Origin of the sequence: Amycolatopsis sp. NPDC102389 (genome assembly GCF_044765885.1) — a bacterium.
Classification (GTDB): domain Bacteria; phylum Actinomycetota; class Actinomycetes; order Mycobacteriales; family Pseudonocardiaceae; genus Amycolatopsis.
Window position 1 is genome coordinate 17,639 of sequence record NZ_JBIWKX010000010.1, and the last position, 25,708, is coordinate 43,346.

The following is a 25,708-nucleotide window of genomic DNA, read 5'->3' on the forward strand; positions in this document are numbered from 1 at the left end:
GGATAGCTGCCGAAGGGGACTTTCCCCACATCGCATGAGACGAAAGCGTCCTTCACCACGCGACATGCGGTGAAGGACGCTTTCAGCCCCTCCCGCGTGCCGCGACGATCTCCTCCAGTGCCCCCAAGATCGACGCTTCGGCCTTCTCTTTCGTAAGACCAAGATCAACGAGCAAATCGTCGCCGAGTTCGAACAGGGCCAGCAGGATGTGCTCGGTGCCGATGTAGTTGTGCCCGAGCCGCAGCGACTCCCGCATGGTGAGTTCGAGCGCCTTCTTGGCCTGCGCGCCGAACGCCATCTTCGCTGCCTCCACCGGTTCGTCGGCGGGTTCCGGCAGCTTCGCCTCCGCGGCCTCGCGGACGGCTTCGAGGGTCACCTTCTGTGCCACGATCGCCCCGGCGGCGAGCGCCGCCGGTTCGGCGAGCAGCCCGAGGATCAGGTGCACGGGCTCGATCTGCGGACTTTTCGCCGAGACAGCGGCGTCCCGCGAAGCGACGACGACGTGCCGCGCCCGATCGGTGTAGCGGCTGAACACCTTCACCAGGTCTTCCAGCGATGAGCCGCTGGAGTCGACAAAGCGCTTCTGGGCCGCCTGCTTGGAGACCCCCATGTTCTTGCCGATTTCCGTCCAGGACGCGCCGGAACGCCGCGCCTGGTCGACGAAGTGGCCGATCAGATGGTCGGCCACTTCGCCGAGATGTTCGCCGAGGAAGACCGCGTCGGACAGCTGGCCGAGCACGTCTCCGTCGGGATGCTGCTGCTTGATGTGGGAGATGAGGTCGTCGAGCCGGACTGGATTCGTCATACCGTCAACTCTAGGTTGACGATCCTGGATCGTCAACCACGGGTTGACGCGAAGGTCGCCTTCAGATCGAAGCCGTTGGCCTCGAGCGTCTCGAACCGCGGCGCCGGATCCGCGGCGAACAGGCGACGCGCGGCGATGTGGTCCGGCGGCCGGTTCACCGACTCGACCCCGGCGAGCACGCCGTCGCGGAACGACAGCACCGAGAACTTCCCGCCCTCCCGGTCTCCGGTCACGACGGTCTTCTCCGCCCCGGTCAAAATCCCGGCGATCTGCAGTTTCGCGCCGAGCTGGTCGGTCCAGAACCACGGCAGGCTGTCGTACGGCGCGGGTTCGCCGGCGATGACCGCCGCCACCGCCCGCGCCTGGTCGACGGCGTTCTGCACCGACTCCAGCCGCGTCGCCGTCCCCGCCTGGACACACGGGAAGTTCGCGCAGTCCCCGACCGCCGAGATCTTCGGATCGCTCGTACGCAGGTGCTCGTCGACGACGACACCGTTCGCCACCGCGAGCCCCGCCCCTTCGGCGAGCCGCGTCCGCGGCTCCACCCCGACACCGACCAGCACCAGATCGGCGGGCAGCAGGCTGCCGTCGCTCAGTTCCACCTCGGTCACCCGGCCCTCGCCGCGCAGCGCGGCGACACCCCTGCCGAGCAGGATCGTGTGGCCCGCCTCCTCGTGCAGAGCGGCGAAGTACGCCGAGACCTCGGGTGTCGCGACACGGGCCATCAGCCTGTCCTGCGCCTCGACGATCGTCACAGGCCGCCCGGCGTGCGCGGCGAACTCCAGCCCGATGAACCCGCCCCCGACCACGACGACGTTCTCCGCGCTTTCCAGCGCGGAGCGCAGGACATCGGCTTCGTCCTTGGTGCGTAAGGTGAATACACCATCCAAAGTGGACCCCGGGACCGGCAGGACCCGGTTGACCGCTCCCGTCGCCAGCACCAGATGGTCGTACTCGTGAGCGCTGCCGTCTTCGAGCACCACCTTCGCGCCGTCGCGATCCACTGACGCGACGCGGCCCGGGATCAGTTCGATGTTCTTCTCCGCGAAGAAGTCCTCGGGCCGCAGACGCAGCTGGGCGTCACCCGCGGTCCCGGCCAGATAGCCCTTCGACAACGGAGGCCGTTGGTACGGCAGCCCGGGCTCGTCACCGATCAGCACGACCCGCCCGGCGAACCCCTTGTCCCGCAGCGAGGTCGCCACTCCGAACCCGCTCTGCCCGGCCCCTACGACGAGGACGGTCTCCATCGGCGCTCCCTTCGTTGTGCCCGATGTCCATTCAACACAGCTCCGGCCCCTTCGACCGCCCTTTCGCGAGGTGATCCTCACGCGGTGGACGCGCTACGGTCAGGCCCGACGAATCCCGCACGTCACAGGCGGTCACATGAGCCGTCCCGAGCCGCACACGGTCGACGCTGCCGAAGCTCACCTTGCTCGGCCTGCAGCACATGACGATCATGGAGGCGGGCTCCGTGGCCGTCGCGATGGCGGGCGGTCTGCTCGTGCTGATGGGCTTGGTGCCGAAGGTCGTCGCCTTCACGCTCAACCTGCTGTTCAACCACCTCGGCGAACGCCGGGAGCCCGATCTATTGCAAGCGCCCTAGCAGAAGAGCCACTTCGGCCACAGATGACACTCTTCGGTCGGCGTCGTCGAGGGCGGCGGCGGAGTCGGGTTGGGCGGCTGCGGAACGACCGTGGATCCGGTGGTCCGCGGCGGATCGGCGGGCCCGTTCGACGACGTCGGCGTGGTGGGGTCCGGCGAGTCGGACGTCGACGCGGCGGAACTCGACGTGCGACGGCTGGACGTCGTCCGGCTGGGCCGTGACGAAGGCTCTCCTTCGCCGGTTTCGACCGTCTCGGTGGACGGGACCGCCGACGTCGCGCCCGCTCCCCCGTTTTCCGAAGGCCGCGTCGGCATCTCGATGACGCTCATCTGGTTCGGCGCCGCATTCGGTTCGGGATCGGAATCGAACCCGACGAGAACCGCGGCCGCACCGCAGGCGACGACCACGGCGATCACCACCGCGATAACTCTCCAGCGTGACTTTGCCCGTGACTCCTCGTGGTCGTCCCAGCCCTCGCGAATGAGCAGGTCGGCGACCGAAACGTCGTCGTCATCCACCAGCTGAAACCTTTCGCACCGGGAACGAGCGAAGAGTAGTTTTACCGCAACTGACCGCCGAATGGGTGAGTTTGACCAAAAATTATTCACCCGATGGGACACCTCGACGTAGGCCAGTCACACAGCGTGTATTCATATGCTTTCGCGCATATCAGCGGTGACCCACCTCCGGTTCGCGTATACAGCGCCCTCCGCGGGTGGTGTAATCGACGGTGCCAGCACCGGAAGAGGGGGTTCGGACGGATCATGGAGGCTGACGCCCTCGCCGTGCCCGGGGCCGGGAATTCCGGTCGACCGGCGGGCACGCCGCTCGGAGACGAGCCGGTCGGCGATCTCGGCCTCGCGGGCGACCACGCCGCCATCTGGTCGTACGACTTCGCGACGGAGACCCTGTCCTGGCTGCCCGGACTGGAGAACCTGCTGGGTGGAGGCACGCTCACCGAAGCCGAGATCGAGTCCAGGCTCGCCGATCTGGTGGCCCCGCTGACCTCCGGCACCCGCACTTCCCCGCCTTGGCGCGAATTCGAACTGGAGCAGTCGTTCCGAAACCCGGCGGGAGAGATCCGCTGGGTCCGGCTGCGCGCCCGCACCATCGGCGACGCCGGCGGCTCGTCCGGACTGCTCGGCATCGCCACCGACGTGACCGACGTCCGCGAGAACCGGCAGGCACTCGAAGATCTCACTGACCGTTACCGGCTTTTGGTGGAGCTCAGCCCAGACGCGGTTTGCGTTCACGAAGCCGGTGTCGTCACCTACGTGAACCGAGCCGCCGTCACGGCGCTCGGGGCGTCCTCGACCGCCGAGCTGATCGGGCGGCCGATCATGGATTTCGTCGCCGACGAGTCGCTCCCGGCCCTCCTGGACAGGATCGCGTCGCTGCACCGCCAGGGCGCGTCGACCGTTCCCGCCGACACCGTCATGCTCCGCCTCGACGGCACGAAGTACCTGGTCCAGAGCATTTCGGTGCGCACGACCTGGGAAGGAAGGCCCGCGTTCCAGGTCATCATGCGCGACATCAGCGCACAGAAGGCCGCCGAAGCGACGCTGCGCTACCAGGCCGCGCTCATCAGCCACGTCAGCGACGCGATCATCGCGACCAGCGGCACCGGCGTGGTGACCAGCTGGAACCCGGCCGCCGAGAACGTCTACGGCTGGACGGCCGGCGAGGCGATCGGCGGCACGGTCAGCGATCTCGTCGGCGCCGAGCTCGACCCGGAAACGGTGCTGCGCCGAGGCGGCGTCATGCAGACGACGCACCGCCACCGCAACGGCTCGACCCTGGCCATCCGCATCTCGGCCGCGGAGATGAACGACGGGTTCGTCCTGGTCTGCGCCGACGAAACGGCCCGGCGACGGGCCGAGCAGCACTACAGCACGGTGGTCGCGTCCCTCGACGAAGGCGTGGTCGTGATCGGGCCGGGCGGTCTCATCGAATCGGCCAACCCCGCGGCGTGCCGGATCATCGGCGTCGACCACGACGACCTCATCGGGGTCCCGTGCGTGACGCTGGAACTGTACGACGAACAGGGCCGCATCCCGCCCGCCCGGATGCCGTCGGTGGTCACCCGGCGCACCGGGATCACGCTGACCGGTCTCGTGCTGCGTCTGCGGAGGCCGGCGGGCGACGACGTCTGGATCTCGCTGACCTCGCGGCTGCTGACCCCGGAAGACCCGTCGGCCTTGGCGGTGGTCGCCTCGTTCACCGACATCACCGAACGCCGCGCCATCGGTGAGCGGCTCGCCCACGAGGCGACGCACGATCCCCTCACCGAACTCGCGAACCGGACACTGGTGCTGGACAGTCTCGCCGAAGCGCTGTCCGGCGCCGGCCGCGCCGAGCTCACCACGCTGCTGTTCATCGACCTCGACAAGTTCAAGGTGATCAACGATTCCCTCGGGCATTCCGTCGGCGACAAGGTGCTTCGCATCGCGGGAGAACGCCTGCGCCGGGGCATCGGCGAGAACGATCTCGTCGGCAGGCTGGGCGGCGACGAATTCGTCGTCGTCACCGCGGAGATCACCGAACCGGACGAGATCAAGGCGCTGGCGGAACATCTGCGCGAGGCGCTGACCGAGCCGATCACCGTCAACGGCAGGCAACTGCACATCGACGCCAGTATCGGCATCGTCACCGCCGCCAACGACGACACCCGGACCGCCGAAGATCTGCTGCGGGACGCCGATGTCGCGATGTACCAAGCGAAAACGCTCGGCCGTGCGCGCTACGAGTTCTTCGACGTCGAGCTGCGCGAGCGGATGCAGCGGCGGCTGCGCATGGAGCAGGATCTGCGCGACGCGCTGCAGAACGAGGAACTCTGGACGGCGTACCAGCCCGTCGTGGACATCGAATCCGGCGAGATGGTCGCCGTGGAAGCGTTGCTGCGCTGGAAACATCCGGCGCACGGCACGATCTCGCCCGCCGAGTTCATCCCGCTGGCCGAGGAAAGCGACCTGATCAACCTGATCGGCAAGTACGTCCTGCGCACGACCACCCGCGAGATCGCCAGGCGGCGCGAACAACTCGGCATCGACCTGAACCTCAAGGTCAACCTGTCGGCCCGGCAGCTGGACGATCCGCATCTGGTGGCCGGGGTACAGGACGCACTGAAGACCACCGGGCTCCCGCCGCACGCGCTGACCCTCGAGGTCACCGAGAGCGCACTGATGCGGGACCAGGCCGCGGCCGCCGAAGTGCTGACGTCGTTGCGCGATCTCGGTGTCTCACTGGCGATCGACGACTTCGGCACCGGCTACTCGTCGCTCGCCCAGCTGCAACGGCTTCCGTTGGACACGCTCAAGATCGACCGCACCTTCGTCACCGGCATCGCGGAATCGCGCGACGCGGCCGCGATCGTCAAGAGCATCATCGCGATGGCGCACGCCGTCGACCTGATCGTCGTCGCCGAAGGTGTCGAAGACGAAGAGCAGCTCGCGATCCTGCGTGAGCTGCACTGTGACCAGGCGCAGGGCTTCCACCTGGGACGCCCCGCGCCGCCGGACGAACTTTTCGGAGCAGCTGGATGAGTGTCGAGATCAAAGCCGGGGAAGACCGCTACGACATCGTCGTGGACGGGAAACCCGCCGGGTTCCTGGAAACCCGCACACGCACCGACGCGATCCTGTTCCTGCACACCGAGATCTCGGACGACTTCGCGGGCCAGGGCCTGGCGGGCAAGCTCGTGACCGCCGCGCTCGACGACGTCCGGTCGCAGGGCAGGTCCGTCCTGCCCTACTGCCCGTACGTGCGCTCTTTCATCGCGAAGCACCGTGAGTACGAAGATCTCGTCCCCGCGGACAAGCGCGCCGAATTCGAGCTCTGAGCCCTCAGCCGGGGTAGATCGTCAGCAGTTTCGCGAGTTCGTCCTTTGTGAGGACGACGTCCAGCTCGCGCAGTGTCGCGTCGAGCCGTTCGGGTGGGATCGTGGTGGTCTCCTTGGTCCCGTCCGGGCGTTCGACGGTGAGCTCTTCGCCGACCAGTCTGCGGCTGAGCCCTTCCTCCAGGCGCATGACCACCAGCTGCCCGGTGAACGGCGAGCGCGGATGCGTCGACGTGTAGTGGTGGTAGACCTCGTAGTCGATCCGGTGCATCGGCGTGAGCGTGAAGGCGTGCAGGTCGGTCCAGTCGTCGCCTTCCTTCTTCTGCAGGCGCCACCAATCGCCGTCGGCGACAAGCCGGTGCGGCCAGCCGGCCTGATCCACGACGGCGCCGTCGACCAGCGGCATCGGCACCAGCATCCCGGCGCCGAATCCGACGTCGACCAGGTGCTGGACGCCGTCCGCCTCGACCGCGAGCGTCATATGCGTGTACGGCCCGTTCTTCTGCGGCTGCACCCGCGCGACCAGGCGGCGAACGGGGTAGCCGAGCTGCTCGGCGGCCGCGGCGAAAAGGCTTCCGTGCTCGTAACAATAGCCACCGCGATGACGGTGGACGAGTTTGCCGATCACGTCTTCGAGCGCGATTCCCTTGTGCTGCCCCAAAACGACGTCGACGTTCTCGAACGGGACGGCGAGGATGTGCGCCTTCGCCAGCTCACGCAACGCGGCGGCCGAGGGCTTCGCGCGGTACTGACCGATCCGGCCGAGGTACGCGTCGAGGTCGAGGGTGTCGACGGTCCATTCGTCGACCTGCTCAGGTGCGATTGTCATGCTTCGAGATTGACACCTCCACCTAACTCGAAGTCAAGGTCGGCCAACTGGTAACTGGCAACGGCCACCGACTTTCGTCACTTCCACGAACGAGTGACGATTGGCCACCCTTCCGGAGTGTGCCGGTGAAACACACCGGCGTGGAAGGAGAAAGCCCAATGAGGACTCGTTCCCTCGTCGCCGGTCTGCTGACCGGCGCGGCCGCCGTGCTCGGGTTGGCGATGCCGGCTTCCGCCGCCGAACCCCCCTCGGGCGTGCAGCCGCTGATCGTGGGTGGTGTGGACGCGACCGAGACCTACAGCTTCATGGCCTCCATGCAGACCAAGAGCGGTGACCACAACTGCGGCGCTTCGCTGATCTCCCCGGAGTGGCTGGTGACCGCCGCGCACTGCGTCGAAGGTGAGCAGCCCGCCAACTGGCAGTACCGGATCAACACCACCGACCACACCACGGGCGGCGAGGTCGCCGAGGTGGACAAGTTCGTGGTCCACGAGAAGTACGACGGCTCCGGCCCGTACGACATCGCCGTGGTGCACCTGACCAAGCCGGCGGAGGCGGCGCCGATCGAGATCGGCCAGTCCCCGGCGCCGGGCACCGACGTGCGGGAGATCGGCTGGGGCCTGACCTGTCCCACCCGCGGCTGCGGTGAAGCACCGGTGAAGCTCCAGCAGCTCGACACCAAGATCGCCGAAGACTCCGGATGCTCCGGCTCCGGCGCCTACGACGCGCAGTCCGAGCTGTGCATGGACAACCAGGGTGGCAAGGCGAGCGCCTGCTACGGCGACTCGGGCGGCCCCGCCGTCGTGAAGAACGGCGACAAGTGGACGCTGGTCGGCGCGACCAGCCGCGGCCAGACCGCCAGCTGCCCGGAGATGCCGGGCATCTACACCGACGTGACCGCGTACGCCGACTGGGTCAAGCAGCAGACCGGCAAGTAGGAACCCCCAGTCCCGCACCGCGCGGTGGCGCCCGATGCTCCTGCGACATCGGACGCCACCGCGCGGTGCTGTGGCCAGCCCCGAAATCGGCTCCAGGCATGAAAAAACCGCCTCGACGTATCGAGGCGGTTCGTTGAGCGGTGGCCAGGGCCGGGGTCGAACCGGCGACCTTCCGCTTTTCAGATCTCCGCACGGCTGTTCAGACGTGTTCGCCTGCGACCAAACGCCCTGGTCAGAAGAGCGGGTGGAACAGCGGCGACAGCGCGAACGGCCTTGAACTGAGACGCAGATTGAGACGGACGCCGGGCCGTCCAACGGGCAAGGGCGCAAGAGCGCACGGGGCGGGTCAAGGGCGTAAGGGCGCGGCAAGGGCGCACGGGCTTGCGCCCTTGATTTGCGCCCTCTGACCTGGTGTTTCGTGGTCAAGGGCGCAAGAGCGCAAGAGCGCACGGGGTTCTAGAGCCCGTGCGCCCTTGCCGGGTTGCTCCCCGCGAAGGCTCGTCACGATGCGCTTTGGATCGCGCGCAGCTGGTCCAGGTACTCGGTTGCCTCGGGCTCGCCGGAGTACCGCTCCCGCAGTACGCCTGCGAGGTCCTGCGAGACCATCGCGAGAGACGGCAACGACTTCCGCCCTGTCGTGATGGCACGGCGTCCGTAGCTGACCGCTTCGTCCAGGTCTCCCTCGCGAGCCGCGACGACGCCCAACGTGATCTGGGCTTCGGCAATACGCATCGGCCATCGCTCCTGGTTGTTGAAACCAGAGCTGACGCGAATCACCTCGTCCGAGAGTTCGCGAGCCAACCGGTCCTGACCGACGTGGCGGTAGCAGTCCATTACGTAGAAGTCGTATTTGGACGGGTCAACCACGAAGTGGTTGTCGATATTCGTCGGGTACTCCATTTTGTCGAGCGCGACGCGTCCCCGCTCAAGCGTTGTTTCCATTTCTTGCAGCCGCCCCATCCGGGCGTACGCCTTTGCCTGCTGGGCGATGAGCTGCACTGAAACGCTGTGATTCTCGGCGGCGAGTTCGCCAGCCTGGCCGGCCGCGAGTACGCCGCGATAGTCGCCCGCGGTGAGCGCAAACCACGCGCTCATTTCGTGCGCCCATCCAAGAATGCCCGGACTGCCGACCTCGCGCCCCAAGTTGAGTGCGGCCTGACGGGTTCCCTCGGCCGCCCGCCGGTCGCCTAGATCGTATTCCAGACAGCCGACAAGAAGTGCGAGCCATCCGGCAAGCTCCAAAGTGTCGCGACGCTGCCGAAAGTTCAGGCGCTGCTCTTGCATTTCAACCAGTCGACGGAGCCATTGACGCCCTTCGGTAATCAGCTCAAAGGGTGGCTGTCGCGCATATTCCGAACAAAGCCTATCGACGGTGATGCGGACCGCTTCGAGCGTAGCGTCATTGACGTCTGACTGCTGGAGACGTGACACGATTTCCAGCGTGTCCATACCAGTAGCAGTGAGCAGTTCGACTCCTGCATCCGCCTTTTGTTCGGGCGGAAAGAGCGCCTGCGTCACGGTATTCAAGGTGGCTGCAATAATCGGCGCGTATTCGCGACCGGGCTTGTTCTCCCCCAGTTCCCACGCCTTCCAGCGTCGCGCCAGGTGGTCCGTTTCGGGAAGCGCGCGCGGGGAGTGCTTGCGCATCTCTTCGGCAGCTTCGGTCTGGGACCACCCGCGAGCCTCGCGCATTGTCCGGATGCGCCGCGCCCACGTCGGCTGGTCGTCGCTCATGCCCCTGCCTCTCCCTCACCGGTCGTCGGCCTGACCTGCACTTCCAGTGTGCCACCCCCGCCAAGTGCTACGCAGTGATGCGCTGGTGATGCAGGCGTATCACCACGTCCCATTGGTGTCACGTGCAGTGACACTGTTTTCCACCCTCCGTGACAGCGATCGTTGAGAGCAACAGCAGCGGCGATAGCGACAGAAATCGCCGGACGATCCACGGAGGTACCAGAGCGATGGCAAAGAACAGCCCGTTTCCCGGCTTCAAGACCGGTGGTGGTTGGGGCAAAAAGCTGATCGTGACCGCAATTCTGCTCGCCATTGTGGTGCTCATCGTGAGGTACCCCGGCGACTCGGGTTCGTGGGCAAAGAACCTGATCGGGATGGGCGCCGACGCGATCGATGGCCTGGTGGCGTTCTTCCGCGCGGTGGGGAACTAGCCGTGCGCACGGAGTTGACGCTCCAGCGAGTCGACCAGCTGCCGGATGGTTGCCAGCTGGTCCAGCATGTGGGCCACGTCTCCGGAGGACTCAGCGGGAAGACTCGGGAGGGAGGCCCGAACGTAGGAGCCTTGCCCCTGACGGGTCACGATGACCTGGTCGTCTTGAAGTTGCCCCAAGGCGCGCTTGATCGTGCCGACAGACACGCCGAACTGCTCAACCAGGTTCGGCAGGGACGGCAACTTGGTGCCAGGTCCGTAAGTACCTCCGTAGATCAGCGCGCGCAGTCGTTCGGTGACCTGCACATACGGCGGCCGCGAGTCGTTCGGGTCGAGTTTGTCCATGTCAGGCAGCTTACGCGGCACTACCAACTACTCCATCTGAGTGAACTCACTCAACACTGCTATGCAGTGTTTGCAGTGTTGGCTAACGTTCCTGGTGTCGCACAGAGCGCACAGAACGCAAGCGGCCCCGGCGGTGCGGGAACACCGGCCGGGGCCTACATCGAAACCTTGGGAGCAACGATGCGGGTTGAGGATAGCGCCATCTTCCGCGTGAAGGACGTCGCGGAACTGCTGGACGTGCACAAGTCGACCATCTTCCGGGCGATCAGCGCGGGTGAGCTGGACGCGCTGCGGGTCGGCAAGAAGACGGTCCGGGTTCAGGGTTCGGCGCTGAACGCGTGGCTGAACAGCTGCTCGGAGGCGGCCTACGCGGCGTACGTCGAGGGCGGGGAGTCCCCGGAGGACGACGACGACGTCACCGGCGCGGACCAGGTCGGCACCGAGACGGCGGAGGTGGCGTGATCATGGCGAAGACTCCGAGGACGCTGGGCCAGGTCAACGGGCACCGTGCGCAGTTCATCCCGATTCACCGGCAGGACAACGACACCCCGGTCGCGGCGACGATGGTCCTGGCCATCCCGATGTCGGTCGAGGACGTGACGGCCGCCCTGATGAGCATCACGGACGGGATGAGCCGCAAGGAACTGAGCGAGGTCTTGGGCGACGACAACGTCGTGCGGGAGCTGGCGATGGAGACCGTGTTCGGCCTGGGCGGTTTCGGGCTGGAGCGGGCACGGCTGGATCTGGCGAAGGTCAAGCCGAACAGCTGGGACGCCGTCCGGCTGACCCTGGTCCGGGACTGCGCCGCCGACCTGTTCGGCGGGCGGACCAGGGGACGGATTCCGGCACCCCGTAAGCCGAAGGGTGTGCGCTGATGACGACCACCGTTGCGGCTCCCGCTGTCCGGCGGGCACCGACCCGCTACGACCATTACGGCCTGGCGATCGCCTGTTCCACGGTGTCGGTTCCCGGCCGGGACGCGGTCACGCTGGCGTGCAACGAACTGGCCATGGCCCTGCACCACGCCCGCGCGCAGCTGCACTGCGATCTGGCCGTCGACGAGGTCGTGGCGCTGGTGTTCGACGGGATCGATGTCCTTGGTGGTGTCGACGCCGTCCGCCACCGGGCCGCGCGTCCCGGCCGCACCGAGACACCCAGCGTGTGGCCGCATGGCATGGGTCGCTACGACATGGCGGCGGCACTCGCGATGCTCGTCACCGGCGCGACGAAGGTGGCGCGGCGATGATGACCGCGGGCATGACGTCGGCGATGGTCATCGCGGCAACGCCGATGGCGGTGGCCGGGTTCACCACGTCGTCCGGGTTCCGGCTGGCACCGGCCGCCCCGGCCGGGAACGTGGCGCGGGTCGGGCTGTGGGGGCCGGGCGAACCTGCTCCGGTCGTGCTGACCGAACCGGAGATCACGGTGGCGCTCGCGCACGGCAGCGTGAAAGCGGAGTCGTGGGGGCTGCTCGTGGACGACGCCGCGCGCGGCGCGCTGGCCGGCCTGGCCACCCTCGGGCGCGGCCAGCTGGCCGACCTCGCGCGGCGCTGGGTCGACGACGGCGACTCGACGGTGTTCCCGCCGGGCACGGTCGTGAAGCGGTACGCGAAGGCCGCCGCCGGACTCTGCCGCACGACCGCGTCGCCCAAGCGGCTGGCCGCCGCGTAGGCGGACCGTCCCGCACCCGTCGGGACCGGCGGAAACACAGCTTCCCGGACCGGCCCGGAGTCCATCCCGCCCGCCACGCGTCCGCGTGGTGATGAACGCGCCCGGACCGGTCCGGGAGTCCATCCCGAGTCCACCCGACCGACCCTCGATCGACCCCGATCGGACTCGGTCCCGACCTGCACGAGTCCAGGTCGACTCACGCCGTTGACCTGCACGAGTCGGCCCTATCGATCGACCACGTAAGGGAGTTCACCAGTGACCCACCCAGACCCCAGCGGGCGGCACCTGTGGCCCGTGGACGTCCCCGGCGCGGGTGTTCACGAACTCGACCCCGAACCGTTCGGCGACGACGTTCACGACCCGGCCGAGTCCGCGCCGCCGTCGCTGCGGTCGGTGCGGCTGACTCCAGTGTCGGAGATCAAGCTTCGGCCCACGTACTGGCTGTGGGACGACCGGATGCCGCACGGCGCGCTCACGGTCGGCCCCGGCCGGGAGGGCATCGGCAAGTCGCTGTTCTGCGCGTGGCTCGCCGCCCGCGTCACGCTGGGCGAGTTGCCCGGCCACCACTACGGGCACCCGCGCAGCGTCATCTACGCGGCCACCGAGGACTCCTGGGAGCGGACGTTGGCCGGGCGGCTGGTCGTGGCCGGGGCCGACCTGGACCGCGTGTTCCGGGTCGAGGTCGAGCACATCGGCGGTTCCTCGCTGCCGCTGTCGTTGCCGAAGGACTGCGACGCGATGGCCGCGCAGATCCTCGCGCATGACGTCGCGCTGCTGATCGTGGACCCGCTGATTTCGGTGCTGGACGAGAAGATCAACCCGCACCAGGACCGGGACTTGCGGTCCGGGCTCGAACCGCTGGCGAAGCTGGCGGACGAGACCGGGTGCGCCATCTTCGGACTCGCGCACTTCAACAAGTCCACCGGCACCGACGTGCTGTCGCGGATCATGGGCGGCCGGGCGTTCTCCGCCGTCGCCCGCGCCGCGATCGCGTTCGCCCGCGACACCCAGGCCGGGGACGGATCGGCGGTGATCTCGCAGGTCAAGAACAACCTTGGGCGGCTGGATCTGCCGTCGCTGCGCTACATCGTGGAGTCGATCGAGCTGGACACCCCGGAAGGTCCCGCGCAGTGGGGCCGGATGGTCATCACCGGTGAGACCGACGTGCACGTCAACGACCTGCTGGACGAGACCCCGCCCACCCGTGAGGACGGGGAGCGGCGGAAAGACCGTGACCAGGCACGGGAATGGCTGCTGTCCATGCTCACGCAGCGCGGGGAGCCGGTGCCCGCGAAGGAGGTCTACGCCGAAGGCGCCGAAGTCGGCCCGTGGAGCGAAGACCAGCTCAAGAACGCCAAGAAAAACACGCCCATTCAGGCGAAACGGGTCGGGAGCGCCTGGTTCTGGTCGCTGCCCGCCGCGACCGCGCCCGACGAGTAGCCCGGCAAGGGCGCACGGGCTCTAGAACCCCGTGCGCTCTTGCGCTCTTGCGCCCTTGACCACGAAACACCAGGTCAGGCGGCACAAATCAAGGGCGCAAGCCCGTGCGCCCTTGCCGCGCCCTTACGCCCTTGACCCGCCCCGTGCGCTCTTGCGCCCTTGCCACTCGACTCGCTGGAGGTCCCGAATGTCCCCGTTCGACTCGCTGTCCCGCGTCGGCACGCTCGTGCTGCTCGGCATCATCGGCGGCCTGGTCGCGTTCCTGCTGCTGCGCCTGCTGTCCTGGCCGCTGCTGCTGCTCCTCGCCGTCGTGGACGGGCTCATGAAGCGGCTCGCCAGCTGGCTCGCCGTCCTGGTCCAGCCGCCGTCCGAGCCCCGGGGAACGTGGGGTGACCGGTGGGGCGAAGCCATCCCCACCACCCGCGCCCCCGCCTGACCCTGCTCGGTTCCTGCCCGGCCGAATGAGTTCCGGGCCGGACGTCGCAGACCCGCGAAAACGGGGGTTTTCGACCCCGCCGGACGACCAACTCATTCGGCTCATTCGACTCACTTCAACTCATTTTCGCAGGTCAGACCCACTGTCCGGCAACTCACTCGCCGAATGAGCTAACTCATCCGGTTTCGGCCGAACTCACTCGCGAACTCATCCCAACTCACTCCCGCCGTGCCCGCCCCGGCCGGCCACCCGGCTCCCGGAAGGAGACCCAGATGTCCAGCCACACCCCGCGCCCCGCGACCCCGCCGGTTCGGATCCTGACCGACGGCAAAGGCCGCTACTACGTGCCCGTGTTCGAGGTCGGCCCGGACGGCACCGCGGTCTACGTCGGCACCGCCGTCTACCGCGACGTCACCGACGACCCCAACCCGCTCCGAGTGCCCGCACCCCGCCCGCACAGCTGACGACCAGGGAGGGGAATCCGTGGGGGAACGACAGGGGGAACCCGGGCCACCGGGAAGGAAATCCTTCCCGGGCTCCCCTCCCCGGCTCCCCCACGTCGACCAGCCGCAACACCCGGAAAGGGGAGAAAGGGGAGCGGGGGAACACCACCCGCGCGGCGACGAAATCCGGCCCGAAACGGCTCACGAGCGAGGAAGGAGCTTCGCCCATGATCAGCGCGTCGGCCGCCGTCCGGATCACCCCGGCGGGCGCGGTCCGGCCGGGCAAGGCGGTGACTCTCGGCTCAAGTGGATCGGAAGTGAGTCGACCAGTGGACCACCCACCGAGAAGTGGATATCCACTTCGGCCCCCACTTCCCCGGCTCACTTCCCTGACCAGCGTGGACGGCGCGGGAAGTGAGCAAGTGAGGCAAGTGGAGCCCGGTGGATCAAGCCCTCTGGAGCCCCGGAAACACGGGTTTCCCGCGTGTGGGGTCGATCCACTCACTTCCGCCCGGCAGGCACGGACGGTGACCGGACGCGGTCGCGGACCGCGAGGGAGTCGGGAGGGAATCAACAAGGGAGCCACGTTCGGCGGAGGGAGTTCTCCCTTCCCGGCTCCCTTGCCCGGCTCCCTCGGACTGACCAGCAGGAACAGCCCGCGAAGGGAGCGAAGGGAGGTAGGGAATCGAGGGAATCCAGCCCCGGAAACACCCCGGAATCGACGATGACGGGTCCCCTCCCGGTGACTCCCTCCCTAGACCGCACCGGGTCTAGACCTAGACCCCACCCCTAGACCCACAGTCACCACCTGACCAGCGCCCTAGACACCTAGACCCCGGACCGCGACACCCGGTCGGAACGTCCGCCACGTGCCGTCTGGGGGCCTGGCCCCGGCCTAGACCTAGGCGGGTACGGCGGCGGCGACCAGCTACCCCACCACCACCCTGCCAGCACTCACCCGGACCCGCGCGAAACAGAAGCTGGCAGGTGGTGGTGGCCCACCCAGCAGCAGACCGCACCGGACCAGAAACGAGGCTGAAACAGGAGGTGGTTCCGGGAGATACGGCCCGGATCGGAGACCGAGTTAGATCGTAACTCGCCGTCACGATCGGACTGGCTTCAGCGAGCCGGGTTACGCGCGCCACGTCATCGCGCAACCGCAGTTTTCGGCCCTGGAACAGCACTGATCTAACCCGCGTAACTCGCGTAACCCGCGTAACTTGCCGCAGCTCAGCGGGAAGTTACGGCACCTAACCCGGCGGGTTACGAATCTAACCCGCCCCGCCGGGCGTAACCCACGGCGTAACCCGCCATGTAACTCACCCAGCGTGACCAACCGCACCGACGCGCGTCAAGCACACACGCCCTGATCCACCCCGGACAGGGCCATCCACCGCACCGGAAGGAACCACCGATGACCGCCCGACTGCTCCACTTCCCCAACCACGCCGTTGTCGTCGACTTCACCGACGAACCCGACGACGCGCCCTACACCGGCCCCATACCCACCTTCGCGCCCGACGCCACCACCTACACCGTCGACCAGGCCGCCTACCTGATCAACCTCTCCGCCGACCTCACCCGCGACTACGTCGAGAACGGCACCATCCCCGCCATCCGCACCGAACACGGCTGGGAAATCCCCCGGAAACGGTTCGCCGAATGGGTCGACAGCCTGCCCACCGACTGACCACATCGACGCATCCAGGAGCCGCATCCCATGCACACCAACGACACCGCCCCGGCGCCGCGCGCCCTCCTCACCGTCAAGGCCGCCGCCGAACGCCTCTCCATCGGACGCACCACCCTGTACGGCCTCCTCAAGACCGGCGAAATCGACAGCGTCCACATCGGCCACTCCCGCCGCGTACCCGCCGACGCAATCACCGCCTACATCCAGAAACTCACCACCGCCGCCCAAGCGGCCTGAACACGAGGAGAGTCCACATGGCACGCAAGAAGCGCCCCGAAGGGACCCGCCGCCCCAACGGCGCAAGCTCCATCTACGAAGGAAAAGACGGCAAGTGGCACGGCCGCGTCACGATGGGCCTCCTGGACAACGGGAAACCCGACCGACGTCACGTTGAACGGAAAACAGAGTCGGAGGTAATCGACGCTGTTCGCGAGCTGGAAACCCAGCGAGACAACGGAACCGCGACGAAAGCCGGAAAGAAGCGATGGAAAGTCGCGGCCTGGCTCACGCACTGGGTGGAGGAAATCGCGCCGTTGAATTGCCGCTATAAGACGGTGACGGGCTATCGCACCGCGGTGAACCGGCACCTCATTCCTGGACTTGGCGAGCACTGGATGGACCGAATCGAGCCGGACCATTTCGAGAAGCTGTACACGAAGATTTTGGAGAGCGGCGCGAAACCCGCGACCGCTCACCAAGTTCATCGGACAGCCCGGACCGCGTTCGGGGTGGCGGACAAACGGGACGTGATCACGAGAAACCCGGTCGCGTTGGCCACTGCGCCACGGGTCGAGGAAGAGGAAGTCGAGCCGTACGACGAAGAAGAAATCGGCCAGCTGTTGGTGGCGGCGCTCAAGCGCCGGAACGGCGTGCGGTTCGTACTCGGCTTGGTATTGGGCACCCGGCAAGGTGAAACCATCGGGTTCAAATGGGACCGGCTGAATCGGAAGACGAAGCGCTTGCGGGTGCTCAAACAGCTGCAACGGCAAACCTGGAAACACGGCTGCGCCGACCCTCACGCGTGCGGCTCGAAGTACCACAAAGTCAAGCCCTGTAAGGAAGATTGCAAGCGCCACAGCCGCAAGCCCTGTCCTCCACCGTGCGCGGCGGACTGCACGAGCCACGCCCGGTGGTGCCCGCAGCGGCACGGCGGCGGCCTGGTGGAGGTCGACGTGAAGTCGAAGGCCGGCCGTCGTGGCTTCGTCGTCCCGGACCAGCTGTTCGACCTGCTCATGCTCCACGAGCAGCAGCAGGCGGCGGAACGGGAGCACGCCGGGTCCGAGTGGCACGAGGGCGGCTGGATGTTCACCCAGCCCAACGGCCGACCGCTGGACCCGCGCCGCGACCTGGACGAGTGGAAGGAGCTCTTGGAAGACGCGGGGGTGCGCGAGGGACGCCTTCACGACGCCCGCCACACCGCAGCCACCGTGCTCCTGCTGCTGGGCGTCCCCGAGCGGATCGTGATGGAGATGATGGGCTGGTCCAACTCCAGTCAGGCCAAGCGCTACCAGCACGTCACGGCGACCATGCAGGAGAACGTGGCGCGGCAGATCAACGGGTTCTTCTGGAAGCCCCAGTAGGCCGGAACTGAGACGGAAACTGAGACGACCCGACAGCAAAACAGCCCCCACCGGTTTCGGTGGGGGCTGTTTGTGCAGGTAGATGCGGTGGCCAGGGCCGGGGTCGAACCGGCGACCTTCCGCTTTTCAGGCGGACGCTCGTACCAACTGAGCTACCTGGCCGGGAACGCCGGCAAGGAGCCGAACGATCTTGCGACCCTGACGGGACTCGAACCCGCGACCTTCGCCGTGACAGGGCGACGCGCTAACCAACTGCGCCACAGGGCCTTGCATACTGCTTTCGTACTGTACTGCGTACTCCCAACGGGATTCGAACCCGCGTTGCCGCCTTGAAAGGGCGGAGTCCTAGGCCGCTGGACGATGGGAGCCCGGTTCGGTTTCGGCGAACCGACCGACCCGCGCTCTCCGGTGTCCCCGGGAGCGAACATAACTATAGGACACCCCTGTTTCGGCTCCCGCACAGGGGGTCCTCTAGTTGTTCACAGGGCTGGGACCTGCGAGAACGCGGTGAGTTCAGGATATCAGGGCCGAGGTGCCCAGCAGGGCGCCAAGACGTCGCCGAAGCTCTTCACGCTCGTCGTCCGTCAGAGTGACGGCGAGGAGTTCGGCCACGCGCTGATCGGTCAGGTCCTCGGCGTGCCGCCACCGCTGCCGCAGATCGTCCTTCGTCTCCGCCGCGGCGATCAGTTCGTCGGCGGCCTCCTCGGACCACGCGGTGCGCAGGAGACGGCCACGGCCGCCTTCCGGATCCGCGACGACCGCCTCGGGCACCGTCAGGCCCACCGCGCGAAGGGCCGCGAAGTGGACGCCGCCGCGGAACTCGCGGAAGACCATGAGCGCGAACGCCAGCCGCTCGACGTCGTCCTCGGGGCGTTCGGCGAGTTGCCAGCCGGCGAACAACGCGAGACCGCTCGCGTCGGCGGCGTCCACGAGACGGAACAGCAGATCCGCCGGACGCCCGGGGTCGTCGACACCCGAAAGGTTGACGCGCCCCCAGTTCGCTGATGACCGCGAGTAGGCGCGGACCGCGGAGGCCGCGTCGAGGGCCGCCATCGCGGGCGGCAAGGCGAACTCGAAGAGCCACGACGGGAAGATCCCGAACAGCTCCGCGACCACCTTCGGCGGCGGGTCGCCCAGCACCGCCGAACGCCCTCGCAGGTAGAGCGTCCGCGGCGGCAGCCCCGCCTCGGCCTCGACCTCGGCGAGCTCCGGAGAGGTCATGAACTTCCCGCCCAGCACCTGCACCGGGCCCCGGATCTCCCGCGCCACCGCGATCGCCGCTTCGTCGGCCATGTCGCCACACCTTCCCGTCAGTTGATTGATAACAGTGTTACACAACTGACGGGTGGCCGTCGAGGACAAACGAAAGCCCGGCCGCGCGGCACACCCCGCGCGACCGGGCCTCTCGAACGAACGAACTCAGCGCTGAACGGGCGCCTGCCCGTCCTCGTCCAGCGTCAACCCCAGCATGTCCAGCAACTGGACGCAGTCATCCACGCCCAGCGCCCCGTTGGCCACCGCCAGCCGGGCACGCCGCACCTGATCGTCGGACACCCGCTGGGCGTCCCCCTGACCCGTGCGCTGCGCCGGCAGACCACCCGCCAACGTCGTCGAACTTCCCCCATCGGCACCTTCGTACCGAAGGAGGAACTGTCGAACTTCCACAGACCCACCCATGGTTCCTCCAGACGGCCAACGAACAGCTTGGCCGCGAGGCTAGCCAGAGCCGGCCGCGACACACAGCCCCCCGGAGAGTGAACCTGTCGACACGCTCCGCACAACGCAGAGCAATCACGCGCACACCCGCGCCACATGAACCACAGGCGAACCAGAGGTGTCGCCCTGGCCGGAATTCTGCCCGCGCCCACTCGCCCTTCTCAGCAAACCGTGCAACAATCGATTTGCTGACACACCCCCGGTCAGCGCCTGTGGAGATCCCCTCCGACCCCCGCGTTCCTCCCCCTGGCGCGGGGGTCGCTCCGTTTTCTGGGGGCCACCCCCAGACCCCAGGTTCCTTCAGGTGGCGGTTGGCGGCCCCGGACCGGTGGCGGCTGAGGGACCGAGTGTCGCTCGCGCGAGTGGTTGCCTTGAGTGCCCTAGGTTGCGGTCAGTGATCATCATTGCTGTCGCTCTTTTGGGTGTTGGGCCATTCGAGACAAAGAATTCGGTGTGTCGTGGCTCACTGTGGTTGGTTTGCCGAGACCGAACCGTTATCGTGGCCCGGTGCCCCTTCCTTCCCTGAGCCGTCGTAGCGGCAGCCGCACGAACCTGAAGCCGGTCAACCCCGGTCGTCACCGCAACTCCCCCACCAAGGAGGCCGAAGCGGTCGTCGAAGACACGGAGCTCACCAGCTACCTTCGTGCCCTCGCCCCGGAGAACGACCCGGAAAGCACCGGCACCGGCAAGCGTTTCGGTGAAGCGCAGGTGTTCCAGCTGCGGATGAACCTCATCGCCTGCGAACAGCTCAAGGACGCCGCCGCCGAGCGCAACCTGTCGCCGCAGGCGCTGGCGCAGGAATGGATCCTCGAGCGCCTCTCGTGGGAGTCGCAGGCCAACTCGGCCCAGCAGCGCCGCCACGAAGAAGCCCACACCGACGAATTCCGCTTCGACGCCAACGCGTGGGAGCAGCCCGTCCCCCGCTGACCGTCGCCCCGGAACGGAACAGCACACCAGAAGAAGCTTGAGCGGCAAGGGAAAAGCCCCCGGCGAGATCGCCGGGGGCTTTTCCGATCAGTCTGAGCAACGCCTGAAGGGCGGACTCAGATCGCGCGGACCTTCTGGGCCTGCGGGCCCTTCTGGCCCTGACCGACCTCGAACTCCACTCGCTGGTTCTCCTCGAGCGTGCGGAAACCGCGACCCTCGATCTCCGAGTAGTGAACGAAGACGTCGCCCTCGCCGCCATCCTGCGCGATGAAGCCGAAGCCCTTCTCCGCGTTGAACCACTTCACAGTGCCTTGCGCCACCGCTTTACTCCTCGTTGCACATCCGCTTCGAGTGCCTCCGAAGCGACACCCAGACCGTCCCGGGCGGTTCCAACGAGTCGAGCGAAGAGCGCGTCACCGGCTCATGGCTCGCGTCAGAAGTTCCGCGAGTGTGAAGCCACGAACACGCAAAACGACGGCCTGATGGCAGCGTACCGGGATCTGGCCATATTTGAAGCCCGCGATCGGACCTTGGGCACCCCCGAGTACCAAGGTCACCGGAACGTCGTATACCGGTCCGGCTTCTGTCGGACCCCCTCGCTAACCTATCGCCGCACGCCGACCTCAGGTCATCGCCGGACACGGACCGAAGTCGGCCATGCCCCGATCGTGAACTACGATCCACCCGATTGTGACTCGCATCACTCCCGGTGGGATCAACTTACGGGGCGGTCCGGACGTCATGGTCGGTGTACAGGGGAGCAAAGGGGAAGCTTTGAGGTTCACGGAAACCGCACGCCGCCGGGCGGCGATCGCGGCACTGGGGTTGGTGGCGGCTCTGACGCTGGGGGCGTGCAGCAGCGAGCCGACCGTCTCGGCCAGCGGGCCGGACGGCGGCGGGCCGGTCAGCAGCGACACCGGCGGCAAGGCGCCCGCGCCGGCCAAACTGACGTACGAGCCCGCGGCGGGCGCGCAGGACGTCGCGCCGGGGCAGCCCATCAAGGTCAGCGTCGCCGACGGCACGCTCGACCAGGTCGTGCTGACCAATCCGGACGGCAAGCAGGTCGCGGGGCAGCCGTCCGAGGACAAGAAGAGCTGGACGACCACCGAGCAGCTCGGCTACGGCAAGTCCTACACGTGGTCCGGCAAGGCCACCGGCACCGACGGCAAGCCCGTCCAGATCGGCGGGGCCTTCACCACGGTCAAGCCGCGCAAGCAGGTGGGCGCGAACATCAACGTCTTCGACGGGCAGACGTACGGCATCGCCATGCCGATCACGCTGACGTTCCCGAGCAAGGTCACCGACAAGGCTTCGGTCGAGAAGGCGCTGTCGGTCGAGACCACGCCGAAGACCGAGGGTTCGTGGGGCTGGGTCCACGACGACACCACCGTGCACTGGCGGCCGAAGGCCTACTGGCAGCCCGGCACCACGGTGAAGTTCAACGCCAAGATCTACGGCGTCAAAATCGGCGAAGGCGTGTACGGCAAGGAAGACCGTTCGGCGAGCTTCACGATCGGCCGCTCGCAGATCGTCAAGGGCAACACCCAGACCCACCGGCTCCTGGTGATCCGCGACGGGCAGCAGATCGCGGACTACCCGGCCAGCTACGGCCTCGACGCCGACCCGGGCCGCGTGACGCCGAGCGGCACGCACGTGGTGATGTCCAAGCACGACACGTACTCGATGACCAACGAGCGCTACAAGTACGAGAACATCGTCGTGCCGTCCGCGGTGCGGTTCTCGACCAACGGCGAGTTCATCCACGGCTACGGGCCTTCGATCTGGGCGCAGGGCAAGAAGAACATCTCGCACGGCTGCGTGAACCTGGCGCCGGCGAACGCCAAGGCGTACATGGACAGCGCCCTGGTCGGGGACCCCGTCGAGATCGAGGGCAGCACCCAGAAGATCAACCGGGCGCGCGACTACAGCGACTGGACCTACTCCTGGGAAGAGTGGCAGGGTCTGTCTGCCCTGCGCTGACGGAACTTCCATGAAACCGGGCGGCCGGAGACCCCTGTGGTCTCCGGCCGTTCGTGCTGGTTGCCGTGCGCTGACTGGAACCTTTCGAGGGGCGCGACACCGCGATCAGACTCACTTCTCCGCGAAGGGCGCCCCGCAAAAGGTTCCAGTGGGCCTCCGGCCCGAAAGAGGCGCACGGGTGAAGTCTCCGTCGGGCGCGGAGCGCCCTTGGGGAGACGTCTCGGGAAACTTCCGAAAAGTCACTGCAACCTTGCGGTGGGCGGGACGCATGTCTAACGACGTAAGGCGCCGCGGCCAATGAGCGGCGCCCGGATCGAGGAGACACTCTTGCGTACTCGTATCGCTCTTTCCCTCGGCGCGCTGCTGCTGGCGGGCGGCGCCGCCTTCGCGACCACGTCGCTGGCGTCGGCCGACCAGAGCGCGCCGTCGCCGACGGTCACCCAGGCGCCCCAGCCGCCGACCGCGGCGCCCACCAGCACGCGGCCGGCGGAACCGCCCCGCGCCACCACGGCCCCGCCGCGGGACGTCACGAAGAAGCCGGGCGTCGCCGCGCCGGGCGAGCACCGCGTGCCGAAGGCCGTCCCCGCCGGGCCGACCGGGGATCTGCACCTCCCCGCCATCGTCGAAGGAGCCGGTAACTAGGTGTCGCCGAGCCGCTCGTCGAAGACCGGGACGGGCTCGCCGTGGGACGGCGAGTTCGCCCGGTACTTCGACGAGCGCGCGCACAGCCTGCGTGCCACCGCGTACCTCCTGTGCGGTGATTGGCACCAGGCCGAGGACATCACCCAGGCCGCGCTGCTGAAGCTGTACCTGGCTTGGCCGAGGCTCTCCCGGCACGACGCGCTCGACGGCTACGCGCGCAAGATCGTGCTGCGGACGTTCCTCTCCGAGCATCGGCGCGGCTGGCGCAAACGGGAAAAGCTCACGGACACTCTTCCCGAAGTGCCGAGCGAAGCCGGCGGTACGGAGCAGGAAATGCTGGTCAGGCACGCCTTGTCCGGTATCGCCCCGAAGCAGCGGGCCGTGCTGGTCCTGCGCTATTTCGAAGATCTCAGCGTCGAAGAGACGGCCACGACGCTGGGCTGCAGCACCGGGAACGTCAAGAGCCAGAGCGCGCGGGGGCTGGCCACCCTGCGCAAGCGGCTCGGACCGCATTTCAGTGAACTGGCCTTGAGCGGAGCGCACGACGATGGGAGGTGAGGAGATGGACGAGGACATCAAAGGCGTGCTCTCGCACGGGGCGAGCGGTCCCCCGCTCGGCATCCGGGCGGCGGACATCATCGAGCAGGGTGGCCGGATCCGGCGACGACGCAAACGGCTGGCCGTCGCGGGGAGTTCGCTGGCGACGGTCGCGGTGATCGTGTTCGGCGCGATCGCCGTCGGTGGTCGCGGCGGGGAGGGGCCCGCGCCGGTACAGCCCGCTGGTCCGGGCCTGTCGACCATCGCCCCGGTACCGGTCTCACCGGCGCCTTCCGAGACGACTCCCCGGCCGGAAGTCACTCCCGAGAAGCAGCCGCCCCCACCCGCGCCGAACACGAAGCCCGACCAGACGCGCTCGACGCCCAAGACCCTCCAGCCCGGCCGTACGACGACGGCCGTCCCTCCTCGCGGGCCCACCCCGACGAAGCAGCCGAGCGAGCCTCCGGCGGCGACCACGACCCGCTGATCTTCCGCCCGGAAAGTCCGATTCTCGCGGTGTGACCCAAAGTAATCGGAAATTCTCCGACATCGGCTTCACCTGGCCGTTCGTCACCGTCTTGGGCTAACGGTGCTCCGCCGACCGATCCAAAACGCTGAACCAGAACGTTTGAACCCCTACGGTCGAGGGAACAAACCCTCGACGATGGGTAAGTAAACGGGTGGGTCGGGAGGTCAAACCCATGGCCGAAGAGGCGCTGAGCGCGTCATATCAGGAAAAAGGGGAACCAGCGGAAGCCCCGCCTGAACAGATCAGAAAGGCTGTCGCCGGGGCGGCGATGGGTAACTGCATCGAGTGGTACGACTTCGGTGTTTTCGGCTTCATGCCGGCCATCCTGGGGCAGGTCTTCTTCAATGCGTCGAGCACTTCCGAAGGCGCGCTGGCGACCTTCGCGGTCTTGGCGATCACCTTCATCGTGCGACCGTTCGGCAGCTTCGTGTTCGGTCCGCTGGGGGACAAGATCGGGCGCCAGAAGGTCCTCGCGCTGACGATCATCCTGATGTCCGGGTCGACGTTCGTCATCGGCCTGTTGCCGTCCTACGCGACGATCGGCCCGGCCGCGGCGGTCCTGCTGATCCTGTTGCGCACCATCCAAGGCTTCTCGGCGGGCGGTGAGTACGGCGGCGCGGCGACGTTCATCGCGGAGTACGCGCCGGCCCGGCGCCGGGGTTTCTGGGGCAGCTGGCTGGAGTTCGGCACCCTCGTCGGCTTCGCGATGGGCGCCGGCTTCGTCACGATCTTCACCGTCGTCCTCGGCGACGAGGCCATGCGCGAATGGGGCTGGCGCCTGCCGTTCCTGATCGCGGGCCCGCTCGGCATCGTCGGTCTCTACCTGCGGAACAAGCTGGAGGACACTCCGCTGTTCCAGGAGATCGAGAAGAAGGACCAGGTCGAGAAGTCGCCGCTGAAGGCGCTGCTCAAGAAGCACTGGACGTCGATCCTGCACCTGATCGGCATCGTGGTGATGCTGAACGTCGCCGACTACATCGTGATCACCTACCTGGAGACCTATCTCAAGGACGTGGTCGGCTTCAGCGGGCACGCGCCGTTGCTGATCATCCTGGCGACCATCGGGCTGATGCTGATCTTGATCGTGCCGGTCGGCATGCTGTCCGACCGCATCGGGCGAAAACCCATCCTGATCGCGAGTTGCGCGAGTTTCCTGGTGTTCCCGATCCCGGCGTTCTCGCTGATGGGCGCGGCGGCCGACGACCAGAACGGCTGGCAGCTCACGCTCGGCGTGCTGATGATCGCGGTGCCGCTGGTGCTGATCCTGGCCGTGCTGGCCGCGACGCTGCCGGCGATGTTCCCGACGCAGGAGCGCTACAGCGGTTTCTCCATCGGGTACAGCGTTTCGACCGCCGCCTTCGGTGGCACGGCGTCGTACATCATCGGCAGCCTGGTGACCGCGACCGGCGACAACCTGTGGCCCGCGTACTACCTGATGGGCGCGGCGGCGATCGCGGCCATCCCGATCCTGCTGCTGCCCGAAACGGCCGGGGTGTCGCTGCGCGGCATCGTGAACTCGCGGATCGCGCGGCGCCGGAAACCGGAAACGGCCACTCCCGGCGGCGCCTCGGAGCTACCGGCGAGTTAACGTCTTT

The 25,708-nt window shown here is 67.4% G+C and carries 30 protein-coding genes and 3 tRNA genes; 21 read left to right on the forward strand and 12 right to left on the reverse strand.

Going from position 1 to position 25,708, the window contains the following annotated elements; genetic code table 11:
• Positions 1 to 82 precede the first annotated feature (82 nt).
• Both ACIRGA_RS11475 and ACIRGA_RS11480 read right to left on the reverse strand, forming a co-directional pair.
• Positions 83 to 805 carry a Clp protease N-terminal domain-containing protein gene (locus tag ACIRGA_RS11475; protein WP_400939505.1) on the reverse strand — a complete coding sequence of 241 codons (723 nt, stop codon included), beginning with the start codon at positions 803 to 805 and terminating at the stop codon, positions 83 to 85.
• Positions 806 to 837: 32 nt separating this feature from the next.
• Positions 838 to 2,052: an NAD(P)/FAD-dependent oxidoreductase gene (locus tag ACIRGA_RS11480; protein ID WP_400939507.1), complete on the reverse strand. Its 1,215-nt coding sequence runs from the start codon at positions 2,050 to 2,052 to the stop codon at positions 838 to 840.
• Between the two features lie 200 nt (positions 2,053 to 2,252).
• Between ACIRGA_RS11480 and ACIRGA_RS11485 the strand changes: the two genes are divergently transcribed.
• The gene (locus ACIRGA_RS11485; protein ID WP_400939510.1) at positions 2,253 to 2,408 is read left to right on the forward strand and encodes a hypothetical protein; all 156 of its coding nucleotides are present in this window, start codon (positions 2,253 to 2,255) and stop codon (positions 2,406 to 2,408) included.
• On the opposite strand, the gene ACIRGA_RS11490 is transcribed toward ACIRGA_RS11485, so the two are convergent.
• Positions 2,405 to 2,926, reverse strand: coding sequence for a serine/threonine protein kinase (locus tag ACIRGA_RS11490; protein ID WP_400939512.1), 522 nt, complete (start codon positions 2,924 to 2,926; stop codon positions 2,405 to 2,407). The genes ACIRGA_RS11485 and ACIRGA_RS11490 overlap by 4 nt on opposite strands.
• Before the next feature lie 246 nt (positions 2,927 to 3,172).
• Between ACIRGA_RS11490 and ACIRGA_RS11495 the strand changes: the two genes are divergently transcribed.
• Positions 3,173 to 5,950 (forward strand): EAL domain-containing protein, encoded by a 2,778-nt coding sequence (locus ACIRGA_RS11495; RefSeq protein WP_400939514.1) that lies wholly within the window; start codon positions 3,173 to 3,175, stop codon positions 5,948 to 5,950.
• Positions 5,947 to 6,246, forward strand: a complete 300-nt coding sequence (locus tag ACIRGA_RS11500) for a GNAT family N-acetyltransferase (protein WP_400939516.1) — start codon at positions 5,947 to 5,949, stop codon at positions 6,244 to 6,246. The genes ACIRGA_RS11495 and ACIRGA_RS11500 overlap by 4 nt, the downstream gene beginning before the upstream one ends.
• 4 nt (positions 6,247 to 6,250) lie before the next feature.
• On the opposite strand, the gene ACIRGA_RS11505 is transcribed toward ACIRGA_RS11500, so the two are convergent.
• On the reverse strand, positions 6,251 to 7,072 hold the full coding sequence (locus ACIRGA_RS11505; protein ID WP_400939518.1) for an arylamine N-acetyltransferase: 822 nt from the start codon (positions 7,070 to 7,072) through the stop codon (positions 6,251 to 6,253).
• A 158-nt stretch (positions 7,073 to 7,230) separates the two neighbouring features.
• Here ACIRGA_RS11505 and ACIRGA_RS11510 point away from each other — a divergent pair, with 158 nt between their 5' ends.
• On the forward strand, positions 7,231 to 8,010 hold the full coding sequence (locus tag ACIRGA_RS11510; protein ID WP_400939520.1) for a S1 family peptidase: 780 nt from the start codon (positions 7,231 to 7,233) through the stop codon (positions 8,008 to 8,010).
• Between the two features lie 501 nt (positions 8,011 to 8,511).
• On the opposite strand, the gene ACIRGA_RS11515 is transcribed toward ACIRGA_RS11510, so the two are convergent.
• Positions 8,512 to 9,744: an XRE family transcriptional regulator gene (locus tag ACIRGA_RS11515; RefSeq protein ID WP_400939521.1), complete on the reverse strand. Its 1,233-nt coding sequence runs from the start codon at positions 9,742 to 9,744 to the stop codon at positions 8,512 to 8,514.
• Positions 9,745 to 9,971: 227 nt separating this feature from the next.
• Between ACIRGA_RS11515 and ACIRGA_RS11520 the strand changes: the two genes are divergently transcribed.
• Positions 9,972 to 10,175, forward strand: a complete 204-nt coding sequence (locus ACIRGA_RS11520) for a hypothetical protein (protein WP_400939524.1) — start codon at positions 9,972 to 9,974, stop codon at positions 10,173 to 10,175.
• Here the strand turns inward: ACIRGA_RS11520 and ACIRGA_RS11525 are convergent.
• Complete coding sequence (locus ACIRGA_RS11525) at positions 10,172 to 10,519, reverse strand: GntR family transcriptional regulator (RefSeq protein ID WP_400939526.1); 348 nt, start codon at positions 10,517 to 10,519, stop codon at positions 10,172 to 10,174. The two genes, ACIRGA_RS11520 and ACIRGA_RS11525, sit on opposite strands and share 4 nt — an antisense overlap.
• Before the next feature lie 180 nt (positions 10,520 to 10,699).
• Here ACIRGA_RS11525 and ACIRGA_RS11530 point away from each other — a divergent pair, with 180 nt between their 5' ends.
• The 10 genes from ACIRGA_RS11530 (at position 10,700) to ACIRGA_RS11575 (ending at position 17,782) form a co-directional block, all read left to right on the forward strand.
• On the forward strand, positions 10,700 to 10,981 hold the full coding sequence (locus tag ACIRGA_RS11530; RefSeq protein WP_400939528.1) for a helix-turn-helix transcriptional regulator: 282 nt from the start codon (positions 10,700 to 10,702) through the stop codon (positions 10,979 to 10,981).
• Between the two features lie 2 nt (positions 10,982 to 10,983).
• Positions 10,984 to 11,394 (forward strand): hypothetical protein, encoded by a 411-nt coding sequence (locus ACIRGA_RS11535; RefSeq protein WP_400939530.1) that lies wholly within the window; start codon positions 10,984 to 10,986, stop codon positions 11,392 to 11,394.
• A complete protein-coding gene (locus tag ACIRGA_RS11540) occupies positions 11,394 to 11,765 on the forward strand; it encodes a hypothetical protein (RefSeq protein ID WP_400939533.1) in 372 nt (123 codons plus the stop codon). Before ACIRGA_RS11535 ends, ACIRGA_RS11540 begins: the two co-directional genes overlap by 1 nt.
• Entirely contained in the window at positions 11,762 to 12,190 is a 429-nt protein-coding gene (locus ACIRGA_RS11545; protein ID WP_400939536.1) for a hypothetical protein, read from the forward strand. Before ACIRGA_RS11540 ends, ACIRGA_RS11545 begins: the two co-directional genes overlap by 4 nt.
• Positions 12,191 to 12,445: 255 nt before the next feature.
• Complete coding sequence (locus tag ACIRGA_RS11550) at positions 12,446 to 13,630, forward strand: AAA family ATPase (protein ID WP_400939538.1); 1,185 nt, start codon at positions 12,446 to 12,448, stop codon at positions 13,628 to 13,630.
• A gap of 187 nt (positions 13,631 to 13,817) precedes the next feature.
• Entirely contained in the window at positions 13,818 to 14,066 is a 249-nt protein-coding gene (locus tag ACIRGA_RS11555) for a hypothetical protein (RefSeq protein WP_400939540.1), read from the forward strand.
• Positions 14,067 to 14,338: 272 nt separating this feature from the next.
• A complete protein-coding gene (locus ACIRGA_RS11560; protein ID WP_400939542.1) occupies positions 14,339 to 14,530 on the forward strand; it encodes a hypothetical protein in 192 nt (63 codons plus the stop codon).
• A 1,393-nt stretch (positions 14,531 to 15,923) separates the two neighbouring features.
• Complete coding sequence (locus tag ACIRGA_RS11565) at positions 15,924 to 16,199, forward strand: hypothetical protein (RefSeq protein ID WP_400939545.1); 276 nt, start codon at positions 15,924 to 15,926, stop codon at positions 16,197 to 16,199.
• Between the two features lie 30 nt (positions 16,200 to 16,229).
• A complete protein-coding gene (locus tag ACIRGA_RS11570; RefSeq protein WP_400939547.1) occupies positions 16,230 to 16,439 on the forward strand; it encodes a helix-turn-helix domain-containing protein in 210 nt (69 codons plus the stop codon).
• Positions 16,440 to 16,456: 17 nt separating this feature from the next.
• Positions 16,457 to 17,782 (forward strand): tyrosine-type recombinase/integrase, encoded by a 1,326-nt coding sequence (locus ACIRGA_RS11575; RefSeq protein WP_400939549.1) that lies wholly within the window; start codon positions 16,457 to 16,459, stop codon positions 17,780 to 17,782.
• Between the two features lie 88 nt (positions 17,783 to 17,870).
• Here the strand turns inward: ACIRGA_RS11575 and ACIRGA_RS11580 are convergent.
• The 5 genes from ACIRGA_RS11580 to ACIRGA_RS11600 all read right to left on the reverse strand — a co-directional run bounded on the left by ACIRGA_RS11580 (position 17,871) and on the right by ACIRGA_RS11600 (position 19,459).
• Positions 17,871 to 17,944 (reverse strand) — tRNA-Phe (locus ACIRGA_RS11580).
• A 31-nt stretch (positions 17,945 to 17,975) separates the two neighbouring features.
• Positions 17,976 to 18,049: transfer RNA gene (locus ACIRGA_RS11585), tRNA-Asp, on the reverse strand.
• Positions 18,050 to 18,077: 28 nt separating this feature from the next.
• A tRNA-Glu gene (locus ACIRGA_RS11590) sits at positions 18,078 to 18,150 on the reverse strand.
• A gap of 145 nt (positions 18,151 to 18,295) precedes the next feature.
• A complete protein-coding gene (locus tag ACIRGA_RS11595) occupies positions 18,296 to 19,075 on the reverse strand; it encodes a hypothetical protein (RefSeq protein ID WP_400939552.1) in 780 nt (259 codons plus the stop codon).
• Between the two features lie 126 nt (positions 19,076 to 19,201).
• Complete coding sequence (locus ACIRGA_RS11600) at positions 19,202 to 19,459, reverse strand: hypothetical protein (protein WP_020633070.1); 258 nt, start codon at positions 19,457 to 19,459, stop codon at positions 19,202 to 19,204.
• A gap of 546 nt (positions 19,460 to 20,005) precedes the next feature.
• On the opposite strand from ACIRGA_RS11600, the gene ACIRGA_RS11605 reads away from it, so the two are divergent.
• A complete protein-coding gene (locus ACIRGA_RS11605) occupies positions 20,006 to 20,425 on the forward strand; it encodes a hypothetical protein (RefSeq protein WP_016330848.1) in 420 nt (139 codons plus the stop codon).
• 116 nt (positions 20,426 to 20,541) lie between these two features.
• Here ACIRGA_RS11605 and ACIRGA_RS11610 read toward each other — a convergent pair whose 3' ends face one another.
• Positions 20,542 to 20,745 (reverse strand): cold-shock protein, encoded by a 204-nt coding sequence (locus ACIRGA_RS11610; protein WP_003097368.1) that lies wholly within the window; start codon positions 20,743 to 20,745, stop codon positions 20,542 to 20,544.
• Between the two features lie 421 nt (positions 20,746 to 21,166).
• Between ACIRGA_RS11610 and ACIRGA_RS11615 the strand changes: the two genes are divergently transcribed.
• From ACIRGA_RS11615 to ACIRGA_RS11635, 5 genes are all read left to right on the forward strand, one after another.
• The gene (locus ACIRGA_RS11615) at positions 21,167 to 22,405 is read left to right on the forward strand and encodes an Ig-like domain-containing protein (protein ID WP_400939554.1); all 1,239 of its coding nucleotides are present in this window, start codon (positions 21,167 to 21,169) and stop codon (positions 22,403 to 22,405) included.
• A gap of 297 nt (positions 22,406 to 22,702) precedes the next feature.
• Entirely contained in the window at positions 22,703 to 23,047 is a 345-nt protein-coding gene (locus ACIRGA_RS11620; RefSeq protein ID WP_400939557.1) for a hypothetical protein, read from the forward strand.
• Positions 23,048 to 23,605 (forward strand): SigE family RNA polymerase sigma factor, encoded by a 558-nt coding sequence (locus ACIRGA_RS11625; protein ID WP_400939558.1) that lies wholly within the window; start codon positions 23,048 to 23,050, stop codon positions 23,603 to 23,605.
• 4 nt (positions 23,606 to 23,609) lie between these two features.
• Complete coding sequence (locus ACIRGA_RS11630; RefSeq protein WP_400939561.1) at positions 23,610 to 24,071, forward strand: hypothetical protein; 462 nt, start codon at positions 23,610 to 23,612, stop codon at positions 24,069 to 24,071.
• A gap of 214 nt (positions 24,072 to 24,285) precedes the next feature.
• Positions 24,286 to 25,701 carry an MFS transporter gene (locus ACIRGA_RS11635; RefSeq protein ID WP_400939564.1) on the forward strand — a complete coding sequence of 472 codons (1,416 nt, stop codon included), beginning with the start codon at positions 24,286 to 24,288 and terminating at the stop codon, positions 25,699 to 25,701.
• The last annotated feature ends 7 nt before the right edge of the window (positions 25,702 to 25,708 follow it).

Bases quoted from the DNA above. Each gene is read 5' to 3' on its own strand.
- ACIRGA_RS11630 (WP_400939561.1), top strand. From the start codon at position 23,610: ATGGACGAGGACATCAAAGGCGTGCTCTCGCACGGGGCGAGCGGTCCC.
- ACIRGA_RS11485 (WP_400939510.1), top strand. From the start codon at position 2,253: ATGACGATCATGGAGGCGGGCTCCGTGGCCGTCGCGATGGCGGGCGGT.
- ACIRGA_RS11535 (WP_400939530.1), top strand. From the start codon at position 10,984: ATGGCGAAGACTCCGAGGACGCTGGGCCAGGTCAACGGGCACCGTGCG.
- ACIRGA_RS11615 (WP_400939554.1), top strand. From the start codon at position 21,167: ATGGTCGGTGTACAGGGGAGCAAAGGGGAAGCTTTGAGGTTCACGGAA.
- ACIRGA_RS11475 (WP_400939505.1), bottom strand. From the start codon at position 805: ATGACGAATCCAGTCCGGCTCGACGACCTCATCTCCCACATCAAGCAG.
- ACIRGA_RS11510 (WP_400939520.1), top strand. From the start codon at position 7,231: ATGAGGACTCGTTCCCTCGTCGCCGGTCTGCTGACCGGCGCGGCCGCC.
- ACIRGA_RS11505 (WP_400939518.1), bottom strand. From the start codon at position 7,072: ATGACAATCGCACCTGAGCAGGTCGACGAATGGACCGTCGACACCCTC.
- ACIRGA_RS11500 (WP_400939516.1), top strand. From the start codon at position 5,947: ATGAGTGTCGAGATCAAAGCCGGGGAAGACCGCTACGACATCGTCGTG.
- ACIRGA_RS11560 (WP_400939542.1), top strand. From the start codon at position 14,339: ATGTCCAGCCACACCCCGCGCCCCGCGACCCCGCCGGTTCGGATCCTG.
- ACIRGA_RS11600 (WP_020633070.1), bottom strand. From the start codon at position 19,459: ATGGGTGGGTCTGTGGAAGTTCGACAGTTCCTCCTTCGGTACGAAGGT.
- ACIRGA_RS11570 (WP_400939547.1), top strand. From the start codon at position 16,230: ATGCACACCAACGACACCGCCCCGGCGCCGCGCGCCCTCCTCACCGTC.
- ACIRGA_RS11515 (WP_400939521.1), bottom strand. From the start codon at position 9,744: ATGAGCGACGACCAGCCGACGTGGGCGCGGCGCATCCGGACAATGCGC.
- ACIRGA_RS11545 (WP_400939536.1), top strand. From the start codon at position 11,762: ATGATGACCGCGGGCATGACGTCGGCGATGGTCATCGCGGCAACGCCG.
- ACIRGA_RS11555 (WP_400939540.1), top strand. From the start codon at position 13,818: ATGTCCCCGTTCGACTCGCTGTCCCGCGTCGGCACGCTCGTGCTGCTC.
- ACIRGA_RS11595 (WP_400939552.1), bottom strand. From the start codon at position 19,075: ATGGCCGACGAAGCGGCGATCGCGGTGGCGCGGGAGATCCGGGGCCCG.
- ACIRGA_RS11495 (WP_400939514.1), top strand. From the start codon at position 3,173: ATGGAGGCTGACGCCCTCGCCGTGCCCGGGGCCGGGAATTCCGGTCGA.
- ACIRGA_RS11525 (WP_400939526.1), bottom strand. From the start codon at position 10,519: ATGGACAAACTCGACCCGAACGACTCGCGGCCGCCGTATGTGCAGGTC.
- ACIRGA_RS11620 (WP_400939557.1), top strand. From the start codon at position 22,703: ATGAGCGGCGCCCGGATCGAGGAGACACTCTTGCGTACTCGTATCGCT.
- ACIRGA_RS11540 (WP_400939533.1), top strand. From the start codon at position 11,394: ATGACGACCACCGTTGCGGCTCCCGCTGTCCGGCGGGCACCGACCCGC.
- ACIRGA_RS11575 (WP_400939549.1), top strand. From the start codon at position 16,457: ATGGCACGCAAGAAGCGCCCCGAAGGGACCCGCCGCCCCAACGGCGCA.
- ACIRGA_RS11635 (WP_400939564.1), top strand. From the start codon at position 24,286: ATGGCCGAAGAGGCGCTGAGCGCGTCATATCAGGAAAAAGGGGAACCA.
- ACIRGA_RS11480 (WP_400939507.1), bottom strand. From the start codon at position 2,052: ATGGAGACCGTCCTCGTCGTAGGGGCCGGGCAGAGCGGGTTCGGAGTG.
- ACIRGA_RS11530 (WP_400939528.1), top strand. From the start codon at position 10,700: ATGCGGGTTGAGGATAGCGCCATCTTCCGCGTGAAGGACGTCGCGGAA.
- ACIRGA_RS11520 (WP_400939524.1), top strand. From the start codon at position 9,972: ATGGCAAAGAACAGCCCGTTTCCCGGCTTCAAGACCGGTGGTGGTTGG.
- ACIRGA_RS11565 (WP_400939545.1), top strand. From the start codon at position 15,924: ATGACCGCCCGACTGCTCCACTTCCCCAACCACGCCGTTGTCGTCGAC.